At 33.4% G+C, this 18,614-nt stretch carries 16 protein-coding genes; 5 read left to right on the top strand and 11 right to left on the bottom strand.

Annotated elements, in window-relative coordinates:
• Nucleotides 1-124 precede the first annotated feature (124 nt).
• The 3 genes from DB895_RS12920 (at nt 125) to DB895_RS12910 (ending at nt 2,298) form a co-directional block, all read left to right on the top strand.
• Nucleotides 125-967: a UDP-2,3-diacylglucosamine diphosphatase gene (locus tag DB895_RS12920; RefSeq protein WP_116725797.1), complete on the top strand. Its 843-nt coding sequence runs from the start codon at nt 125-127 to the stop codon at nt 965-967.
• Between the two features lie 175 nt (nt 968-1,142).
• On the top strand, nt 1,143-1,649 hold the full coding sequence (locus DB895_RS12915; protein WP_116725786.1) for a hypothetical protein: 507 nt from the start codon (nt 1,143-1,145) through the stop codon (nt 1,647-1,649).
• A gap of 181 nt (nt 1,650-1,830) precedes the next feature.
• Nucleotides 1,831-2,298 carry a hypothetical protein gene (locus tag DB895_RS12910; protein ID WP_317046179.1) on the top strand — a complete coding sequence of 156 codons (468 nt, stop codon included), beginning with the start codon at nt 1,831-1,833 and terminating at the stop codon, nt 2,296-2,298.
• Between the two features lie 55 nt (nt 2,299-2,353).
• Here DB895_RS12910 and DB895_RS12905 read toward each other — a convergent pair whose 3' ends face one another.
• The 8 genes from DB895_RS12905 to DB895_RS12870 all read right to left on the bottom strand — a co-directional run bounded on the left by DB895_RS12905 (nt 2,354) and on the right by DB895_RS12870 (nt 11,979).
• A complete protein-coding gene (locus tag DB895_RS12905) occupies nt 2,354-2,776 on the bottom strand; it encodes a protease complex subunit PrcB family protein (protein ID WP_116725784.1) in 423 nt (140 codons plus the stop codon).
• A gap of 48 nt (nt 2,777-2,824) precedes the next feature.
• Nucleotides 2,825-4,009, bottom strand: coding sequence for an N-acetyl-alpha-D-glucosaminyl L-malate synthase BshA (bshA, locus tag DB895_RS12900; protein ID WP_116725783.1), 1,185 nt, complete (start codon nt 4,007-4,009; stop codon nt 2,825-2,827).
• A gap of 72 nt (nt 4,010-4,081) precedes the next feature.
• Nucleotides 4,082-7,057 (bottom strand): glycoside hydrolase family 3 N-terminal domain-containing protein, encoded by a 2,976-nt coding sequence (locus DB895_RS12895; RefSeq protein WP_116725782.1) that lies wholly within the window; start codon nt 7,055-7,057, stop codon nt 4,082-4,084.
• 12 nt (nt 7,058-7,069) lie between these two features.
• A complete protein-coding gene (locus DB895_RS12890; protein WP_116725781.1) occupies nt 7,070-7,552 on the bottom strand; it encodes an ABC transporter ATPase in 483 nt (160 codons plus the stop codon).
• A gap of 59 nt (nt 7,553-7,611) precedes the next feature.
• Nucleotides 7,612-8,403, bottom strand: coding sequence for a (Fe-S)-binding protein (locus tag DB895_RS12885; protein WP_116725780.1), 792 nt, complete (start codon nt 8,401-8,403; stop codon nt 7,612-7,614).
• 66 nt (nt 8,404-8,469) lie between these two features.
• Nucleotides 8,470-9,795 (bottom strand): (Fe-S)-binding protein, encoded by a 1,326-nt coding sequence (locus DB895_RS12880; protein ID WP_116725779.1) that lies wholly within the window; start codon nt 9,793-9,795, stop codon nt 8,470-8,472.
• 12 nt (nt 9,796-9,807) lie between these two features.
• Nucleotides 9,808-10,764, bottom strand: coding sequence for an MlaD family protein (locus tag DB895_RS12875; RefSeq protein WP_116725778.1), 957 nt, complete (start codon nt 10,762-10,764; stop codon nt 9,808-9,810).
• A gap of 39 nt (nt 10,765-10,803) precedes the next feature.
• Entirely contained in the window at nt 10,804-11,979 is a 1,176-nt protein-coding gene (locus DB895_RS12870; protein ID WP_116725777.1) for an N-acetylmuramoyl-L-alanine amidase family protein, read from the bottom strand.
• Between the two features lie 85 nt (nt 11,980-12,064).
• Between DB895_RS12870 and DB895_RS12865 the strand changes: the two genes are divergently transcribed.
• Entirely contained in the window at nt 12,065-14,788 is a 2,724-nt protein-coding gene (locus DB895_RS12865; RefSeq protein ID WP_116725776.1) for a putative LPS assembly protein LptD, read from the top strand.
• A 34-nt stretch (nt 14,789-14,822) separates the two neighbouring features.
• A complete protein-coding gene (locus DB895_RS12860) occupies nt 14,823-15,206 on the top strand; it encodes a RidA family protein (protein WP_116725775.1) in 384 nt (127 codons plus the stop codon).
• A 15-nt stretch (nt 15,207-15,221) separates the two neighbouring features.
• Here the strand turns inward: DB895_RS12860 and DB895_RS12855 are convergent, their stop codons facing one another.
• From DB895_RS12855 to pfkA, 3 genes are all read right to left on the bottom strand, one after another.
• On the bottom strand, nt 15,222-16,070 hold the full coding sequence (locus DB895_RS12855) for a BadF/BadG/BcrA/BcrD ATPase family protein (protein WP_116725774.1): 849 nt from the start codon (nt 16,068-16,070) through the stop codon (nt 15,222-15,224).
• Nucleotides 16,071-16,339: 269 nt separating this feature from the next.
• Nucleotides 16,340-17,344: a type I glyceraldehyde-3-phosphate dehydrogenase gene (gene gap, locus DB895_RS12850; RefSeq protein WP_116725773.1), complete on the bottom strand. Its 1,005-nt coding sequence runs from the start codon at nt 17,342-17,344 to the stop codon at nt 16,340-16,342.
• A gap of 74 nt (nt 17,345-17,418) precedes the next feature.
• Nucleotides 17,419-18,405, bottom strand: a complete 987-nt coding sequence (gene pfkA / locus DB895_RS12845; RefSeq protein ID WP_116725772.1) for a 6-phosphofructokinase — start codon at nt 18,403-18,405, stop codon at nt 17,419-17,421.
• Between the last annotated feature and the right edge of the window lie 209 nt (nt 18,406-18,614).

Raw genomic sequence — 18,614 nt, 5'->3', positions numbered from 1 at the left:
AAGTTCATAAAGTAATTCCATGTTAATTAAATTCTACACCTCAATTTATTACCATTTCTTAATATTCCGTTTAGATTAAGTTAATATGTATTTTATTAATTTGTTGAACTTCAAATTATTTAAATTGAAAAAACGTAAAGTTAAATTAGTTGTGATTTCCGACGTCCATCTCGGAACTTTTGGGTGCCATGCAAAAGAATTATTAAACTACTTGTCTTCCATTAAACCTGAAATTTTGGTATTGAATGGAGATATCATTGACATTTGGCAATTTAGAAAATCCTATTTCCCAAAAACACATTTAAAAGTCGTACAGAAAATAATAAGTTTTGCTACTAAGGGAACTAAAGTATATTACATTACGGGCAATCATGATGAAATGCTTCGGAAATTTAGTGATATCAGTATGGGAAATTTTGCTTTACAAGACAAATTGGTATTAGAATTGGAGGATGAAAAAGCATGGATTTTTCATGGAGATGTTTTTGATGCTTCTGTCCAACATGCCAAATGGATTGCAAAATTAGGTGGCTTTGGTTATGACTATTTAATCCTAATCAATCGATTTATTAACTGGTGTCTGTTAAAAATAGGAAAAGAACCTTATTCCTTTTCTAAAAAAATTAAGGCCAGCGTTAAAAAAGCGGTGAAACATATTTCTGATTTTGAAACTACTGCAACCGAGTTAGCTATCGAAAAAAGATACGATTATGTTATCTGCGGCCACATCCATGAACCCAAAATAATTAGAAAAGAAAATAAAAACGGATCGACAATGTATTTGAATTCCGGGGATTGGGTGGAAAATCTAACTGCATTGGAATACAACCGAAAAAGATGGAAATTGTACCGGTATAGCGATTACAATTATACAGAAGAAGAAAACTTTTTTGAAATGGAAGACCTATTATTAAGTAATCCATTGATAGCTTCACTTATTTTTTCATCTAAAAACAAATCATTGTAAATTTCCTTTACAAAAAATAACTTTAAAAGTTAACTATCCTAATCAATTTAACCCTTTTATTAAATAATGAAATTGTCTTACACAACTACTGAACCGTGAATTTTGAAACATATTGAAGGAATTTTGTAAGTACAGATATCCATGTTTGATTGTATCTTTGTAAAAAAATTAACAAATGAAAAAAATTATTTTATCTGCTATCATGATCATTGGTTTAGCATTTAGCACACAAGCTCAAGAAATATCGAAAAATGCTTTGGGATTACGTTTTGGAGACAACAACGGTTTTGGTGGAGAAATTTCTTATCAAAGAAAATTATCTAGAGACAATCGTTTAGAATTAGATTTAGGATGGAGAAATAGATCTAATTTTAACAATAATGGTTTTGATGACAATGCCATCAAATTGACTGGTTTATACCAATGGGTTTGGAATATCGATGGAGGTTTTAATTGGTATGCTGGTGTAGGTGGTGGTGTAGGAAGTTACGGTTATGATTACAAGGGGTACTCGTACCATGAAAATTTTGCATTTGCTGCGGGAGATATTGGTATTGAATATGGCTTTAAGGAAGTTCCTATTTTACTTTCATTAGATTTCAGACCTGAGTTTGGAGGAGGTGGATATTATAATAATCATTATGGATCTGACGTAGCTTTAGGAATTAGATTTCGCTTTTAATTCAAATCTGATTTTAAACAAAAATCCCGTCTCTATTTTTAGTGACGGGATTTTTATTTATAAACTTTCAAAACAGATAGTATGTTAAATTGAAACATAATATTGAAAATAATATGAAAATTTATTTTAGATTGTATATTTGTAAAAAATATAACATATGAAAAAACTTATTTTATCGGCTATGATGCTAATTGTATTCGCAGTTGGTTTACAGGCACAAGAAGTTTCAAAAAATGCTTTAGGTGCACGTTTATGGAGCAACAATGGTTTTGGTGGTGAAATATCTTATCAAAGTATACTCTCTAAAAGGAATCGTTTAGAGTTGGATTTTGGATATAGAAAAATTGAATATAAAGATGTAAAAGTCACTAAATTAGTAGGGTTGTACCAATGGGTTTGGAATGTTAGCGGTGGTTTCAATTGGTATGCTGGTGTTGGAGCTGGTATTGGAAGCCATAATACTCCAGGTGATAATTCAAGTAATTCAAATGGCATGCTTATATTAGCAGCGGGAGATCTAGGGATAGAATATCTATTTGATTTTCCTTTACAAGTTTCCTTGGATGTTAGACCAGAATATGTTGCTAGTAAATATAACCCAAACAGATCTTATACCGATATTGGTTTAGGAATTAGATACCGTTTCTAATTTTAATCCCAAAACAAAAAATTAACCCCTTTATTATAGCAATTTAGGGGTTTTTCTATTTAAAAACAATCTCTTTTTTCGAATTTATTTTCACAATTGCGTAAGGGTAAACAAATATTGGTTCTGCCGAATGAACTGTTCTAGGTTCTTTTTCTTTGGTTGTAAATATAATCTTATCAGAAGTTTCCTCAACACTACCAATTGTTATAGAATATCCGTTAGCATTTTTTTCGCCCATATTCAGGATAATGAAATTACAAGTGTTTACATCGGTAGGTTTAATTTTCTTTTTCAAATTATCATCATTCAAAAGCATTTTTATTTCTCTGGTTTCCGATAATACTTCAAAGAAACGAATCCTTGCTCCTCCATCATTTTGTTGTGTTAATACTTCAAATAAAGGCTTCTTTACGCTTTTAGTAGTTGATCCACAGGAAAATAAAATTAAAGTGACACAGGCTATTACTATTTTATTCATATCTGATTATTTAAAAAAATTACGATACACTTTTCTCATTCAGAATACTCAAATTGTAAAACCAGTATTGGAAGTAACTTTATTTTCGAAAAAAATCTGCTTTTTTGTATTGTTTATTGCCTTTTGATATAAATCTTCATATAAGGGCAATATTTTTTTTATATCAAATTTATTAGCCGTTTCTAAGGCATTATGTTTGAATTGATTTAGAACGACATCCTCTTTCACAATTTTTAAGGCATTTGCTGCCATTCCTTCTATATCGCCAACGTTGCTCAAATAACCTGAAAAACCATTCAAATTAACTTCGGGTAAACCTCCCGAATTACTTGAAATTACAGGAACGCTCCATGCCATTGCTTCTAAGGCTGCCAATCCAAAACTTTCTGTTTCTGAAGGCAATAAAAACAAATCTGAGTAACTTAGTATTCGATCTATTTCATTGCTATTCCCAAAGAAAATAACTTTATGGGCGATGCCTAATTCTTGGCATAAATTTTCTGCTTTTTCTTTTTCGGGACCATCACCAACCATCAGTAATTTAGCAGGTATTTCTTTTTGAATCATATAAAATATTTTAATGACATCAGGAATCCTTTTCACTTTTCTAAAATTACTGATATGGGTAATTATTCGTTCACCATCTTTTGCTAAAGCCGAGCGAAAACAGGGAGTGACTGTATCTATTTTATTATTATCGAGTTCGATAAAGTTTGGAATAACCACAATTTCTTTTTTAATATCAAACAGTTTAAGTGTATCTTCTTTTAAACTTTGTGATACTGAAGTCACCACATCCGATTTATTGATGCTAAAAGTTACTGCGGGTTTATAAAAAGGATGGTTCCCAACTAATGTAATATCCGTTCCATGAAGCGTCGTCACCATTGGGATTTCAATACCTTCATCTTTTAACATCTGTTTAGCCATATAGCCAGCATATGCATGTGGAATGGCATAATGCACGTGAAGCAATTCGATTTTATACAATTTGACCATATCGACCAATTTGCTCGAAAGAGCCAATTCATAAGGCTGATAGTGGAAAAGTGGATATTCCGGAACGTTTACCTCATGATAATGCACATTTGCATCCAATAGCGCCAAACGTACGGGTTGGCTGTAAGTAATAAAGTGAATTTCGTGTCCTCTTCTTGCCAATTCAAGCCCGAGTTCTGTAGCGACAACACCACTTCCTCCAAAGGTAGGATAACAAACGATTGCTATTTTCATGTGCTCTATTTAATGAAACGAATTTAGGAAAAATAGAATTGAGTAATAGGAAAATTTAAGTTAAAATATTATCTATTTCACTATCGCATCATAAATCACTCGCTGAATATCTTCCCGAATGTGCTCTTTTGACAAAGTGTTTGTGGCATTAGTACCGGGAAAGGTTCTGTTGGACAAAAACACATAAACGATTTCCGCTTCAGGGTCAGCCCAGGTCATCGTTCCCGTAAAACCGGTATGTCCAAAACTGGTTAAGGATGCGCAGCTACAAGTTGGTCCAGGCGTACCCGCCTTTTGCGGTTTATCAAAACCAATGCCTCTCCTATTGCCTTCTGCACAAAAATAACAGGTATTAAAATCAGAAAATGTATTTTCAGAAAAATATTTTTGATTTCCATAATTCCCTTTTTGTAAATACATCTGCATTATTTTGGCAATATCCATCGTATTGGAAAAAATTCCAGCGTGACCGCCAACTCCGCCTTCCATAGCGGCTTCCATGTCGTGAACATATCCTTGCAGAATTTGATGACGGAAATACGTGTCATTTTCTGTAGGAGCAATAATGTATTTATTAAATTTATTTAAAGGATTGTAAGTCGTATAATTCATTCCAAGAGAACCATAAAAATTCTCCTGAACTAAAACATCCAGTTTCTTGCCCGTTACTCTTTCCAGATAATCTTTTAGAATGATAAAGGTAAAATCACTGTATTTGTATTCTTTCTTGGGTATTAATTTACTGTTGATGATTTTTTTCATTATAGTATCATGGTAATCATTTCTGATAAAAAGACTATCAGCCACTTTTTTTGAAAACTGGCTATCGGCTACTTTTCTATAATATTTTTCGGATGGCTTTTGGGAACGATCCAATGTTCCTTCATAGAACGGTATCCATGCTTGAAAACGAGCATAATGCGACAACAATTCCTTGAAGTGAATATCTTGTTTGTCCGAATTGTTAAAAATAGGCAACATGGTTCCCAAAGTGGTTTCCATATTGATTTTTTGCTGATCGTATTGCTGCATCACGTTAGGTAAAGTAGCCAGAATCTTAGTCAATGAAGCTACGTCGTAAATATCTGAATTGACAACTTTTACCTTATTTTCATACGTGTGATACCCAAAGGATTTTTGATAAATCACTTTTCCCTTTCTTGCCACTAGAACCTGAACTCCCGGAGCCATTTTTTTGTTGATGGCAAGGTTGGCAAAGTAGTCAATTTGGGCTAAAGTCACGGAATTCATACCTACATTTTCCGGAACGGTAAATCCCAAACGGTTTAATTTTTCGGTAACTAATCCGTCATTTACCTTGAAATTAGCATTGATGGAAACTGGTAATTTCCCTTTGGCATCAATGGCTCCAAAAATCAATTCGGCGGATACCACCTGAGCAATATCGCTATTTTGATATGACATGACAACGCCTTCAATTTCATCAAAAGTTGGAATCGTTAGCAAAGAATATGGCTTGGCAAAAACATCCAAAATAACGATATTCTTTTTTGCGATTTCCTGCAACCAAAGCAATTCTGTTTCTGAAAACTCTTGCTTTTTCCATGCCCTATCCGATTTGTGGAAACTAACAATTACGGTATTAAAATCCTTTAGTTTCACGTTCAGACTATCAATATTTTGATCTGAAACCTCGGTGATTTCGGTATATTTCTTTAAAGTTGCTACAAATGAACTATTAGTATCATCACCCAATTTTACATAGGCAATTTTGTTATTTTCTAATTTTCTAATTGGTAGAATTTCATTTTTATTTTTTAAAACTGTAATAGCATTTTCAAATAATTGATATTGCAATGCATCGTTTGCAGGGGTATTTATCTCGTTGTATAAATTCGGAATTGATACTGGCGTATAATTATTCAACCCTACTTTGAACTTGTATTTTAGAATTTTTTTGACAGAATAGGCCAGTCTTTCTTCTGAAATAAGCCCATCTTCATAAGCCATACAAATTTTTTCTTCGGCAAGCGGCACATTTTCAGGACAAAGTAAAATGTCGTTCCCTGCTAGAAATGCCTCTAAATCAATTTCACCGGGTTTTTTAAAATTACTGGCCCCTTTCATATTCAAAGCATCTGTAAAAATTAACCCTTTAAATTGGAGTTGCAATTTTAGAATATCGGTTACAATATTATAGGAAACCGAAGACGGGGAATTTTCTCTGGGTTCTAAACTTGGCACATTCAAATGCGCCACCATGACCGATGCCAAACCTTCATTGAATAATTTTTTGTATGGATAAAATTCGACTTCATTAAATCTTTCCTTCGAAAAACTAACTGTAGGAAGTGCCAAATGAGAATCCACATCCGTGTCTCCATGCCCTGGAAAATGTTTTCCTGTGGCCAACAAGCCTACACTTTGATACCCTTTTATAAAGGCGGAAGCACTTTCAGTGACATTTTCTTTGTTTTCTCCAAAGGAACGGAAACCAATAACTGGGTTTTTAGGATTTGTATTGATGTCCAAAACAGGTGCGAAATTAAAATGAATTCCCATTCTTTTGCTTTGTTCCCCCATTTGTATCCCAACTTTTTCAATAAGTTTACTGTCTCGAATGGCACCAAGAGTCATATTCCACGGATACCGATAAGTCGAATCCAATCGCATACTTAACCCCCATTCCGCATCATTGGCAATCAAAAGTGGCAATCTTGATTTTGCTTGATATCTATTGGTTAATATTGCCTGACGGACTGGTCCACCCTGAAAAAAAATTATCCCTCCAACTTTATTGTCCCTAATTAATTTCTCAATTTTATTAACATGTATAGAATCTTTATTAGAATAAGCGGCAATCATAAAAAGCTGCCCTATTCTTTCATCAAAAGTTAATTTATTATAGACACTATCTACCCATTTTTTTTGAACTTCAGAATCATAACCGTACTTATCATCCAAAGGCTCAGCTTTCGCGATGATGACCTCGGGAGGTTTTGGTATAACCTTTTTTTTACTGACACAACTGACGGCAAAAATAAACAGGCTACTCAAAAAGAGTATTTTTACAACTGAATTTTTCATTATGTTTTATGTTTAAAAGAAACGACTGTGCCAACTTTCACCAGCGGGTACTTCCCAATTATCGTTCCATTCTTCGATAGAATTCACTAAATTATTGAAGACAATCGTGTTTTCTGTAACAGCTTTGTCTTTAGCCATTTTTTTGAAATCAATTAAAGTTTTATGGGCAACGTGATCTCCAAGTTTAAAGGTTACATTCATTTTGTCTAACAAATCGACATCGTATTTTTGTTCCAAACTTTGAATGAATTGCACCGAAGCATCAATAGAACAACCCGTTGCGCTTTGAACTTCCTGATTTACGGCAAGAATAATAAACCGATTGTATTTTAACTGGTAGGAAGCTTCCAGACTTGTTCCGTGTGCTGCCCAACCTTCCAAAAAGGATTGTATAGCAGTTTCTATTTCCGTGAATTCTTCGTCTGAGAATTTTCTGTTGGATTGGTAAATCCAAATCTTTGACTCTGTCGGTAAATTTTCAAAAGGAACAAACATTTTAATTATGAGTTATGGGTTATGAATTTTGAGTTACGAAATCAAAATTCGTAATTGACTTACAAATCTTGAGCATTAGCAATTAATTCGGCGATATCCATTACTTTGATTTCGCCTTCACTTTCTTTATTTTTCACGCCATCAGTCATCATCGTATTGCAAAAAGGGCAACCCGCTGCAATAATATCCGGTTTTGTTTCTAGCGCATCTTCGGTTCTTTCGATGTTGATTTCCTTATTTCCGGGCTCCGAATCCTTAAACATCTGAGCTCCGCCGGCACCACAACAGAGTCCCTTGGCTTTAGAACGTTTCATTTCGACCAATTCGGCTTCCAGTTTTTGAATTAATTCTCTGGGCGCTTCATATACATTATTGGCTCTGCCTAAATAACAGGGATCATGAAAAGTGATTCGTTTTCCTTTAAACTGTCCCCCTTCAATAGTCAAACGCCCCTCGTTCAGTAACGATTTCAGGAATTCTGTATGATGAACAACCTCATATTTTCCTCCTAATTCTGGGTATTCATTTTTAAGAGTATTGAAACAATGAGGGCAGGCCGTAACTATTTTTTTAGCTTCATAGGCATTCAGAACTTCAATGTTCATCATAGCCTGCATTTGAAACAAGAATTCATTTCCTGCTCTTTTTGCAGGATCGCCAGTACAACTTTCCTCCGTTCCTAGAACTGCAAAAGACACATTGGCACGATTTAGAATTCGCACAAATGCTTTCGTTATCTTCTTGGCTCTATCATCAAAACTTCCCGCACAACCCACCCAAAACAAAACTTCGGGTTGTTTTCCTTGTGCCATCATTTCTGCCATTGTAGGCACATTTAGTACTTCTGACATGATTATTTAATTTGGTTATTTGATTATTCGAATTGGCAAATAACCAAATCGACAGAATATCAAAATCTATTCATTTTTCCAGTTCAATCTGTCTTGCTGGTTGTATTGCCAAGGCGCACCATTATTTTCTATATTAGCCATCATGGCATTTAATGGTAATGGAGCGGCACTTTGTTCCATAACTAAATACCTTCTCATATCCATTATTATGGAAAGTGGACTTATGTTTACAGGACATTCCTCAACACAAGCATTACAAGAGGTACAAGCCCAAAGTTCTTCTGTCGTAATGTAATCATTCAATAATGATTTATTATCTGGTACAAAAATACCATTATTATTATCAATATTTCTACCTACTTCTTCAAGTCGATCCCTTGTGTCCATCATAATTTTTCGGGGAGACAATTTTTTACCCGTCAGATTTGCTGGGCATGATGAAGTGCAACGGCCACATTCGGTACACGTATAAGCATTTAGCAATTGAACCCAATTCAAATCTTGCACGTCACTTGCTCCAAATTTACCCGACACTGTAGTTGCATCAACTGGTGCTGCAGCAAATGGATCGGCATTTGGATCCATCATCAATTTCACTTCCTTAGTTACCGATTCCAGATTGTCTAATTGTCCTTTCGGATTCAAATCGGCAAAATAGGTATTGGGAAAGGCCAACAATATGTGCAAATGTTTGGAGAAATATAAGTAATTAAGAAAAATTAAAATCCCAATAATATGCAACCACCAAACCGCTCTTTCAATCACCATGACAGTTGCTTCAGATATTCCGTTAAATAAAGGCTCGATAAATTGTGATATTGGAAATGCTCCCACTCTTTCATAATGACCAAAATCTAACAGTTGCAAATGGTAATCGGCAGCATTCATTAATAAGAATAAGGACATCAAAATGATTTCGAAATACAAGATATAATTAGCATCGCTTTTAGGCCAACCTTTCAAATCAGAACTGATGAACCGATTTAGTTTAATGATGTTTCTTCTGATTAAGAAAATGACAACGGCCATCAAAACCAAAAATGCCAAAATTTCAAAGGATCCTATTAGTATAGTGTAAAAAACTCCTAAGAAAGAAAAAGCGCGATGCGTACCGAAAAGGCCATCGATAATGATTTCTAAAACTTCAATATTTATAATCACAAATCCAACATAAACAAAAATATGCAATATCCCTGCAATTGGTCTTTTAACCATTTTGGATTGCCCCAGAGCTATCATCGCCATATTTGCCCAACGTTGAGAGGAATTATTGGAACGATTTACATCTTGACCCAATTTAATATTCCGAATGATTTTCTTGATATTAATTGTAAAAAAACTAATTCCAAGACCTAATATAATCGCAAATAAAATATTATCTAAATAGCTCATGGCTTAGAGTTTTTATTTTTTTATAGTATCGTTAACAGGCATAATATAAGGCTTGTTCTTTTTTCCAAAAAGAGAAACATTTACATACCGAGTTGGATTCAATCTTAAATCTTGCATTAACAATTCTAATTCCTTTGACGTTTTGTTAAAATTCGTGTATAAAGCATCGTCTTTCATTAATTTTCCAAAAGTTCCTTTTCCTGCTTGAACATCAGACATAATTGCGTTTACCTTAGATAACGTGTTTTCTAGATTTTTTACCGTTTTTCCAATGTTAGCTTTAGACAAAGAATCGGATATTTTAGAAAAATTATTTGACACTTTATTAAAATTAGTAACTATTCCCCCAATTTTTCCTTTATTTTCATCCAAAATCGTATTGACACTTTTGGAAGCAATTTTAAATTCAGCTAGAGTTTGATCCAGATTTGCAATACTACTTTTCAAATTTTCTCTTGTTTTGGCATCAAGAACTTTATTCAAATTTGTGAGGAGTGAATCTGTACTAGCTACCATCTTTTCGACTTTTCTCTGTAAGGGCGTCAACTTTTCAGCCACAAGATCCGTAAGTCCTGGTTTTGTTCCTCCCTGTAAAGTACTTCCCGATTCGGCAATGGATTTATCATTGAAATTCGGTACTATTTGAATTTGCTTTCCACCAATTAGTCCAGGTTCATATATATTGACAATACTAGATTTTGAAATCGGAAAATCACTTTTAATTTGCAATTCTACGATTAATTTCCCAGAACTATTCTGCAATGTGATGCTATTTACTTTACCAACAACCAAACCGTTTATGGTAACAGGGGCCGTTTTACCGAGTCCTTCCACATTATCGTATTCTACAAAAAATGTTTTGTAATCCGTTAGTAAATCTCGTCCTTTTAAAAAACTATATCCCCAAATAAATAATAAAATGGAAGCAATGACTAATATGGCTGTTTTAATTTCTCTTGTTATTTTCAAAATTTTTTGTTATTTTTTATAAATATTTAAACCTATGTTTTATTTCAATGCTTCTTGAACGCTTATTTTTTTCCCCTCTTTAAATGCAATAAGATAGGCTGTTGCAAAACCTTTGGATTTTGCTTCTTGCAAATTTAGCTTTGCTGTATCATAATCTGATGTTTCACCATACGTATATTTATAAAGAGCTCCGTTGTCTGAATTAATTGAAACATTCTTCAAACCTTTAAAATTACTCGGTGTCAATTCAATTTTTTTTCCAACAGCTGCAATTTGAACTTTAAAAATCACTCCCAGATTTTTTGAATCCGTATTATTGTCTTCTGGTTTCTCAACGATTTGTTTCACAACTTCTTTTTCTAATCTCATTACCTTAGAGGAGTCTTTTATTGTCTTTTCAATAATTTTCTTTGATGGTCTTTCAACATTTTCGTTGCTTCCATTACCAAAGTACTCTTTTTTATAACTGATGATAGCATCAGCAATTGTTTTAGCCACTTTCATCTGACCTTCTTCGGAATCCAACAGAATACCGTCTTTAGGATTAGATATAAATCCAGTTTCAACTAAAACTCTTGGCATATATGCTTTATGTAATACCATGAATGGTGCTTGTTTTACACCTCTACTCTTTCTGTCTAATTCACTAATGAATTGGTCTTGAATTTTGCTAGCCAATGAAATACTGTTTTCTAAATATTCCTCTTGCATTAATGTCATCCCAATCATTGAACTAGGATTGTTTGGATCAAAACCTTCATATTTCTGTTTGTAATCCTTTTCTAATGTAATAACGGCATTTTCACTCTTTGCAACAGCCAAATTTGAGGCGTTTTTATTTAAACCCATTACGTACGTCTCCGTTCCGTCGGCAGCTGGATTTTTATTGGCATTACAATGAATGGAAACAAAAATATTGGCATCCGCACGGTTGGCAATACTTGAACGTTCCACTAATTCAATAAAAACATCGGTTCTTCGAGTATAAATAACGTCGATATTAGGATTTTCTTCCAGAATTTTACCCACTTTAAGAACAATACCAAGGGTGATATTTTTTTCGATGTGTCCATTATAGATTGCACCATAATCATGGGCACCATGTCCAGCATCTAAAGCTACTTTAAATTTAGAACCGTATTGGCAGTATGAAGAAGAGGTAATTGAGAAGACAATAATTGTCGCAACTACTTTAATTTTTAATACTATATTCATTATATTTTAAAAGTTAATTTTAATAAAAATCTAATGTTTTTAATTTTCATAAATGTCTATTTTTGACGAAAAATAATATGTAAGTTTGGCTCGTCAAAAATTAAGCCATATTTTTACAAAAATAGTATTTAAACCTTTGCATACAAACTTATTTAATATCGTTTTATTATCATTTTTCCTAACAATAGGAACTACGAAAATCTATTCTCTAGAATTAAAGGCAAAAACGACTTCTATTCCTGTTAAAAAACAGGCAGATAGCCTCAAAACTAACATTAATAATAGCACCATTCTTACCGACACCATTAAGTTAGATAGCATAAAACCTAAAAAAGCGCTATTGGAAGGCAAAATTAAATATAAAGCTGAAAAATACGCAAAATTAGACCAAAAGAAAAAACTTATAACACTTTATGATAAAGCCGAATTATATTATCAAGATATTGAGTTAAAATCTGGAATTATTGTTTTTAATTATGAGAAAAATGAGGTGTATGCCGGTAGAATAAAAGATTCCGCAGGAGTTTATACGCAGTTTCCAAATTTTAAACAAGGAGCTAATATCGTTGAACCCGATTCTATTCGCTTTAATTATAAGACAAAAAAAGCTTTGATTTGGAATTCCAGAACCGACCAAAATGAATTCAAAGTAAAAGCAGAAGTTTCAAAACGTATAAATGATTCTGTTTATTTCCTAAAAGGAGCTCGTTTTACTACTGCAAGCGATGTTGATGATCCCGAATATTATTTTAAAACCAGCAAGGTAAAATATGTTCCTGGCAAAAAAGTAGTTACAGGACTGACAAATATGGTTATAGCAAACGTCCCAACTCCTCTCGCCTTACCTTTTGCATTTTTTCCGATGACAGAAGAAAGTCAGTCAGGGATAATAATTCCTACATTCAGCGATACACGATTAAGAGGTTATTCCTTGCAGAATGGTGGCTACTATTTTGCCTTAAGTAAAAACTATGATTTGGCCATTCTTGGAGATTATTATACAAATGGAAGTTATGCGACTCGTTTTGAATCCAGCTATGCTAAGCGGTATCGTTTTAGAGGTAATGTTAACATTCGTTATGAAAATTTAATTAATAGCGAAAGAGGTTTTCCAGATTATTCTAAGACAAACATTTATAATATTCAATGGTCACATTCTCAAGATTCCAAAGCAAATCCTAACTCTCGTTTTTCGGCATCTGTAAACATGGGTAGTAGCAAATATTTCCAACAATCAATCAGTCAAGTGAATGCAGGATCTAATCTTAACAACACTTTAAGTTCTTCTATTTCCTATTCTAAAACGTTTAATTCTGTTCCGCAAGTTAATTTATCTTTAACTGCTACCCATTCCCAAAACACAAGAACACAGGAAATCAATATGACTTTGCCAACGCTTCAATTAAGCGTAGACCGAATTTTTCCTTTTGCACTTAAAGAAGGCGTAAAGAAAGGGTTCTTCAAAAACATTAATTTACAATACAATTTAAGAGGCGAAAACAGGATTGCAACAACAGATTCCTTATTTTTCAAACCCCAAATGTTTAAAGATGCAAAAGCTGGGCTTCAACATAGCATTCCATTAAGTACAAATTTCAAAGTCTTCAAATATTTCAGTGCAACATCCTCACTTAATTACGAAGAAGTATGGTATTTAAAGACCATTAGAAAATCATTTGATCGTTTGACAAATAAAGATGCAATCACCAATGTTAGTGGTTTTGATGCCTTTAGAACGTATTCCTTTTCCTCAAGTATAGGAACCACTATTTATGGAACTTTTAATTTGGGAGAAGACAAAAAAATTAAAGCACTTCGACACGTCATGCGTCCTTCGGTATCTTACAGCCAAACGCCAAGTTTTTCTAATTATTACGACACGTATGCCGCTGATGGAACCGGAACAATGACAAAAGACTATACTCGATTTGAAGGCGGGATTTTTGGATCTCCAGGAAAAAATAAATCAAATAATGTTGGATTTAGTTTGAGTAACACGTTTGAAGCCAAAGTAACAGACAAGGACTCTACGAAAACAGAAGCTAAAAAAGTCATGCTTTTAAATAATCTGAACCTTTCTACCAGTTATGATGTTGCTGCCGATTCTCTTCGATGGGCACCGTTGCGTGTTAGCGGAGGAACCCAGTTATTTAAGGATAAAATGAATGTTAATTTTGGTATGACGTTAAATCCTTATGCTTTGAATAATTCTGGGAAAGTTATCAATACCTTTAACATAGACAATGGTGGTAGTTTATTTAGAATGACCAGTGCTAACATGACTTTAAACTACTCCTTGTCTAGCAGGGATGGTAACAAAAATATGAAAAAAGAAAACAAACAAGGATTACGTAACGGTGGTCGTAACGATGATTTGTTTGGTAGTAATACGGATTTTAGCGATCGCAAACAAAGCCAGTTTGATAAAGAAGAAAGTAGCGATGAAGATAATTTTAAAGGTTTTTTTAATGCTAAATTACCTTGGGATTTGACTTTTGCTTACCAATTGACATATACCAATATTAATAGAGAAAATAAAATTAGCGGAAATTCTTTAATGGTTTCTGCTAATAGTGATTTAACACCAAAATGGAAAATTGGTGCTTCAACAGGTTATGATTTTGTTCAAAAAGGAGTAACTTTCACTCAGCTTCGTTTTGAAAGAGATTTATTAAGCTGGCGAATGGATTTCAACTGGACACCCTTTGGCACCAATGCCTATTGGAGTTTCTTTATAGGAATAAAATCAGGAGTTTTGAGTGATATTAAATGGGATAAACGTACAACTCCAGACAGAGTATTAAAATAGATTTTGATCATAGATAATTTTAAAACCAATTAAAATGAGTAAAAAAATAATTTTTACTGAAAATGCTCCTGCACCAATAGGCCCTTATAATCAAGCGATATTAAAGGGAGATACATTGTATACTTCCGGACAAATTGCTTTGAATCCTTTAACCATGGAATTGGTATTAGAGGATATTGAAACGGAGACAAAACAAGTCTTGGAAAATTTAAAAGCAGTCCTGGCTGCCGCAGAAATGACATTTGAAAACGTGGTAAAAACAACTATTTACATTATGAACATGAATGATTTTGCTAAAATAAATTCTGTTTATGGAACTTATTTTAACGAAAAAACCGCTCCAGCTCGTGAAACGGTTCAAGTGGCATGCTTGCCAAAAAATGTTAATATTGAAATTTCAATGATTGCAATTCATTAAAATATTTTGAAATTATTAATTCAAAATATGATACTGAATGAGCCCATCAATTGGTCTGCGAAGTACATTTCCTAGTTTCAATCCGTGTTTTTTAAGAACCACGTGCAATTCCTCTTTTAGGTAGAAAGCAATTGAGCCTATAAAATGGATAGGTACCTCTTTACAGTTTTCGAATTGTCTAATGTAATTTTCAACAAAGTCCTCCATTGCTGCAAAAATAATTTTTTTGCAAAATTCCGTCTCTTTATTTTCTATCAAAAACTTAGCAAAAGTTGCCAAATAAGCATTAGGATTAGGTTCTTTATATAAATTATTTTTGATAAAATCGGCATCAAGATTATATGTTTCTTCAAATTTTGTAGCCAAGTCTTTTGGCATCTTATTGAAATAATACCCTCGCAACAACTGTCGTCCAAATTGATTTCCGCTGCAATCATCCATGGCGATATACCCCAATGATTGTACTTTTTGATGTAAAACGGTTCCGTCAAAATAGCTGCAATTAGATCCAGTCCCTAAAATACAAACTATTGCTTTTGTATTTTTAGGAGTCGTAGCATAAACCGCTGCGTAGGTATCCTCTTGAACGGTAACAATTGCTTTTGGAAAATATTTTTTAAAAACCTCATTAAGAAAATTTTTCATCCTTTCAGTTCCGCAACCAGCACCATAAAAAAACAAATGAGTGACTTTGTTTTTGTTATGAGAAATATCAAACTTGTCATTTAAACGATTGACTATCTCCTCTTTATCTAATACCTCAGGATTTAAACCTAAAGTTTGAGCGGTAAACAATACTTTTCCGTTTTCATCAATTGAAATCCAATCTGCTTTTGTGGAACCACTATCTACTAATAATTTCATTTTAATTTAGGATTTTAAATTTAGAATTTAAGAATTTCGTAAAAACTAAATTTGATTTGTTTGTTTTTTGTAGCTCCAATAACCCTTACTATTTATTCTTTCTGGAGTTCAGTGAACACTTCATGTTTTATGTAAAAAACACTGTGAATGCTTCCTAAAAAATAAAAGATATTAATGGATTGTGGGATTTTATTTCTGAAATTAAAAATAAAATCCAGAAAAAAAAATAAAAATCCCGTTATAAAAACTAACGGGATTTTAAATGCCTATTATTTTAAACCTGAAATGTGAACTGATAAATCAATCAATTTACTTGAATATCCATATTCATTATCATACCAAGAAATGATTTTAAAGAAAGTTGAATTCAAACCAATTCCAGCATTTGCATCAATAATTGATGTTCTTGAATCAGAAACGAAATCTTGAGAAACCACTAAATCTTCAGTGTATCCTAAAATACCTTTCATCGTTGTTTCAGAAGCTAATTTTAATGCAGCCATTATTTCTGCATAAGAAGTTTCTTTAGCCACTTTTACTGTTAAATCTACAACAGAAACGTCAGTTGTTGGAACACGCATAGACATACCTGTCAATTTTCCGTTTAATTCTGGGATAACCAAACCTACAGCTTTTGCAGCTCCTGTAGATGATGGGATAATGTTGCAAGATGCAGCACGACCACCTCTCCAGTCTTTTCTTGATGGACCATCCGTAGTCATTTGAGTCGAAGTTGTAGCGTGAACAGTAGTCATTAAAGCTTCAACAATACCAAAATTATCATTGATAACTTTAGCCAATGGTGCTAAACAGTTTGTTGTACAAGAAGCGTTAGAAACAACAGTATCAGATGCTAAAGCTTTAGTATGGTTTACTCCCATTACAAACATTGGTGCATCAGCAGAAGGTGCAGAAATAATTACTTTTTTTGCTCCACCCTTAATGTGAGCACTTGCAGTTTCTTTAGTTGTGAAGAAACCTGTACATTCTGCAACAACATCTACATCTACTTCATTCCATTTTAAATTTGCTGGTTCTCTTTCGGCTGTGATTCTTATATTTTTACCGTTTACATATAATTTTCCTTCTTTAACTTCAACGGTTCCATTAAAACGACCGTGAACTGAATCATATTTTAATAAATAAGCCAAGTGATCAACATCTAACAAATCGTTAATTGCTACTACTTCTACATTGTCTCTGTTGAAAGATTCTCTAAAAACTATTCTTCCAATTCTTCCAAATCCGTTTATTCCTAATTTTACTTTTGACATTTTATTTGATTTTTGTTTTTGTTAATGTTGTTTTCTTATTATTTTGTTTAATGGTACTTTAGTTTTTATAAAAATTAGATTGACATTATCTCAGAAACTCTCAATAATTCTCTATCTATTTCGGTATGTCCTTTTATGGCCTGTTCTAATGGAGTAAGTGAAACTTTATCGTTTAACATTCCAACCATAAAATTTGATTTTCCTTCTAATAAGGATTCAACAGCTTTTACCCCTAACCTGCTCGCAAGAACTCTGTCAAAACAAGAAGGTGCTCCCCCTCTTTGCATGTGTCCCAAAACAGAAACGCGAACTTCATACTCGGGTAAATTGGCTTCTACATAATCTTTTAATTCAAATACGCTTTTACCAATTTTATCGCCTTCAGCAATGACAACAATACTAGATGATTTTCCTGTAGCCTTGCTTTTTTTAAGTGATTCCAATAACCTCTCTAAACCCATATCTTCTTCAGGAATCAAAATTTCTTCTGCACCTGCTCCAATTCCGGCGTTCAAGGCTATATGACCCGCATCGCGTCCCATAACTTCTACAAAGAATAGTCTATTGTGTGAACTGGCAGTATCTCGGATTTTATCAATTACATCAACAACGGTATTTAAAGCTGTGTCGTAACCTAAAGTATGACTTGTCCCAAAGATATCATTATCGATGGTGCCTGGAATTCCCATCACTGGAAAACCATATTCTTTATTAAACACTTCTGCACCAGTAAAACTTCCGTCTCCGCCAATAACCACTAATGCGTCAATACCAGCTTTAATAAGTTGCTCATGCGCTTTTACACGACCCGCAACGGTCATAAATTCTTTTGAACGTGCCGATTTTAAAACTGTTCCGCCCTTGTTAACGATATTGTGTACACTGCGCGCTCCCATTTCTAGAAAATCGCCTTCAATCATTCCTTGGTACCCTCTGTAAATTCCTATACACTCTATGTTGTGATAGGCACAAGTTCTAACTACAGATCGTATAGCGGCATTCATTCCCGGTGAATCTCCACCAGAAGTAAGTACTCCTATTTTTTTTATTGTTTTTGACATTTTTTTCTCAATTAAAATGTAAATTTAGCAAACATCTACCATTTTCAGGATAGCGATTTTAATAATTTCGTGATGTTTTAAAATTTCAATCGTTTTTGTTAATAAGTTTTTATGATGTTATTTTATTTTAAGCCTTATTTTGATTTAAAAGAAAAAAAGAAGCAGTTAAATCTATAATTGTATAAAATCTATTCCGGAGAATTACTTGA

It is taken from the genome of Flavobacterium psychrotolerans (assembly GCF_003097635.1).
GTDB classification, from domain to species: domain Bacteria; phylum Bacteroidota; class Bacteroidia; order Flavobacteriales; family Flavobacteriaceae; genus Flavobacterium; species Flavobacterium psychrotolerans.
This window is presented reverse-complemented; position numbering and strand designations above follow the sequence as displayed.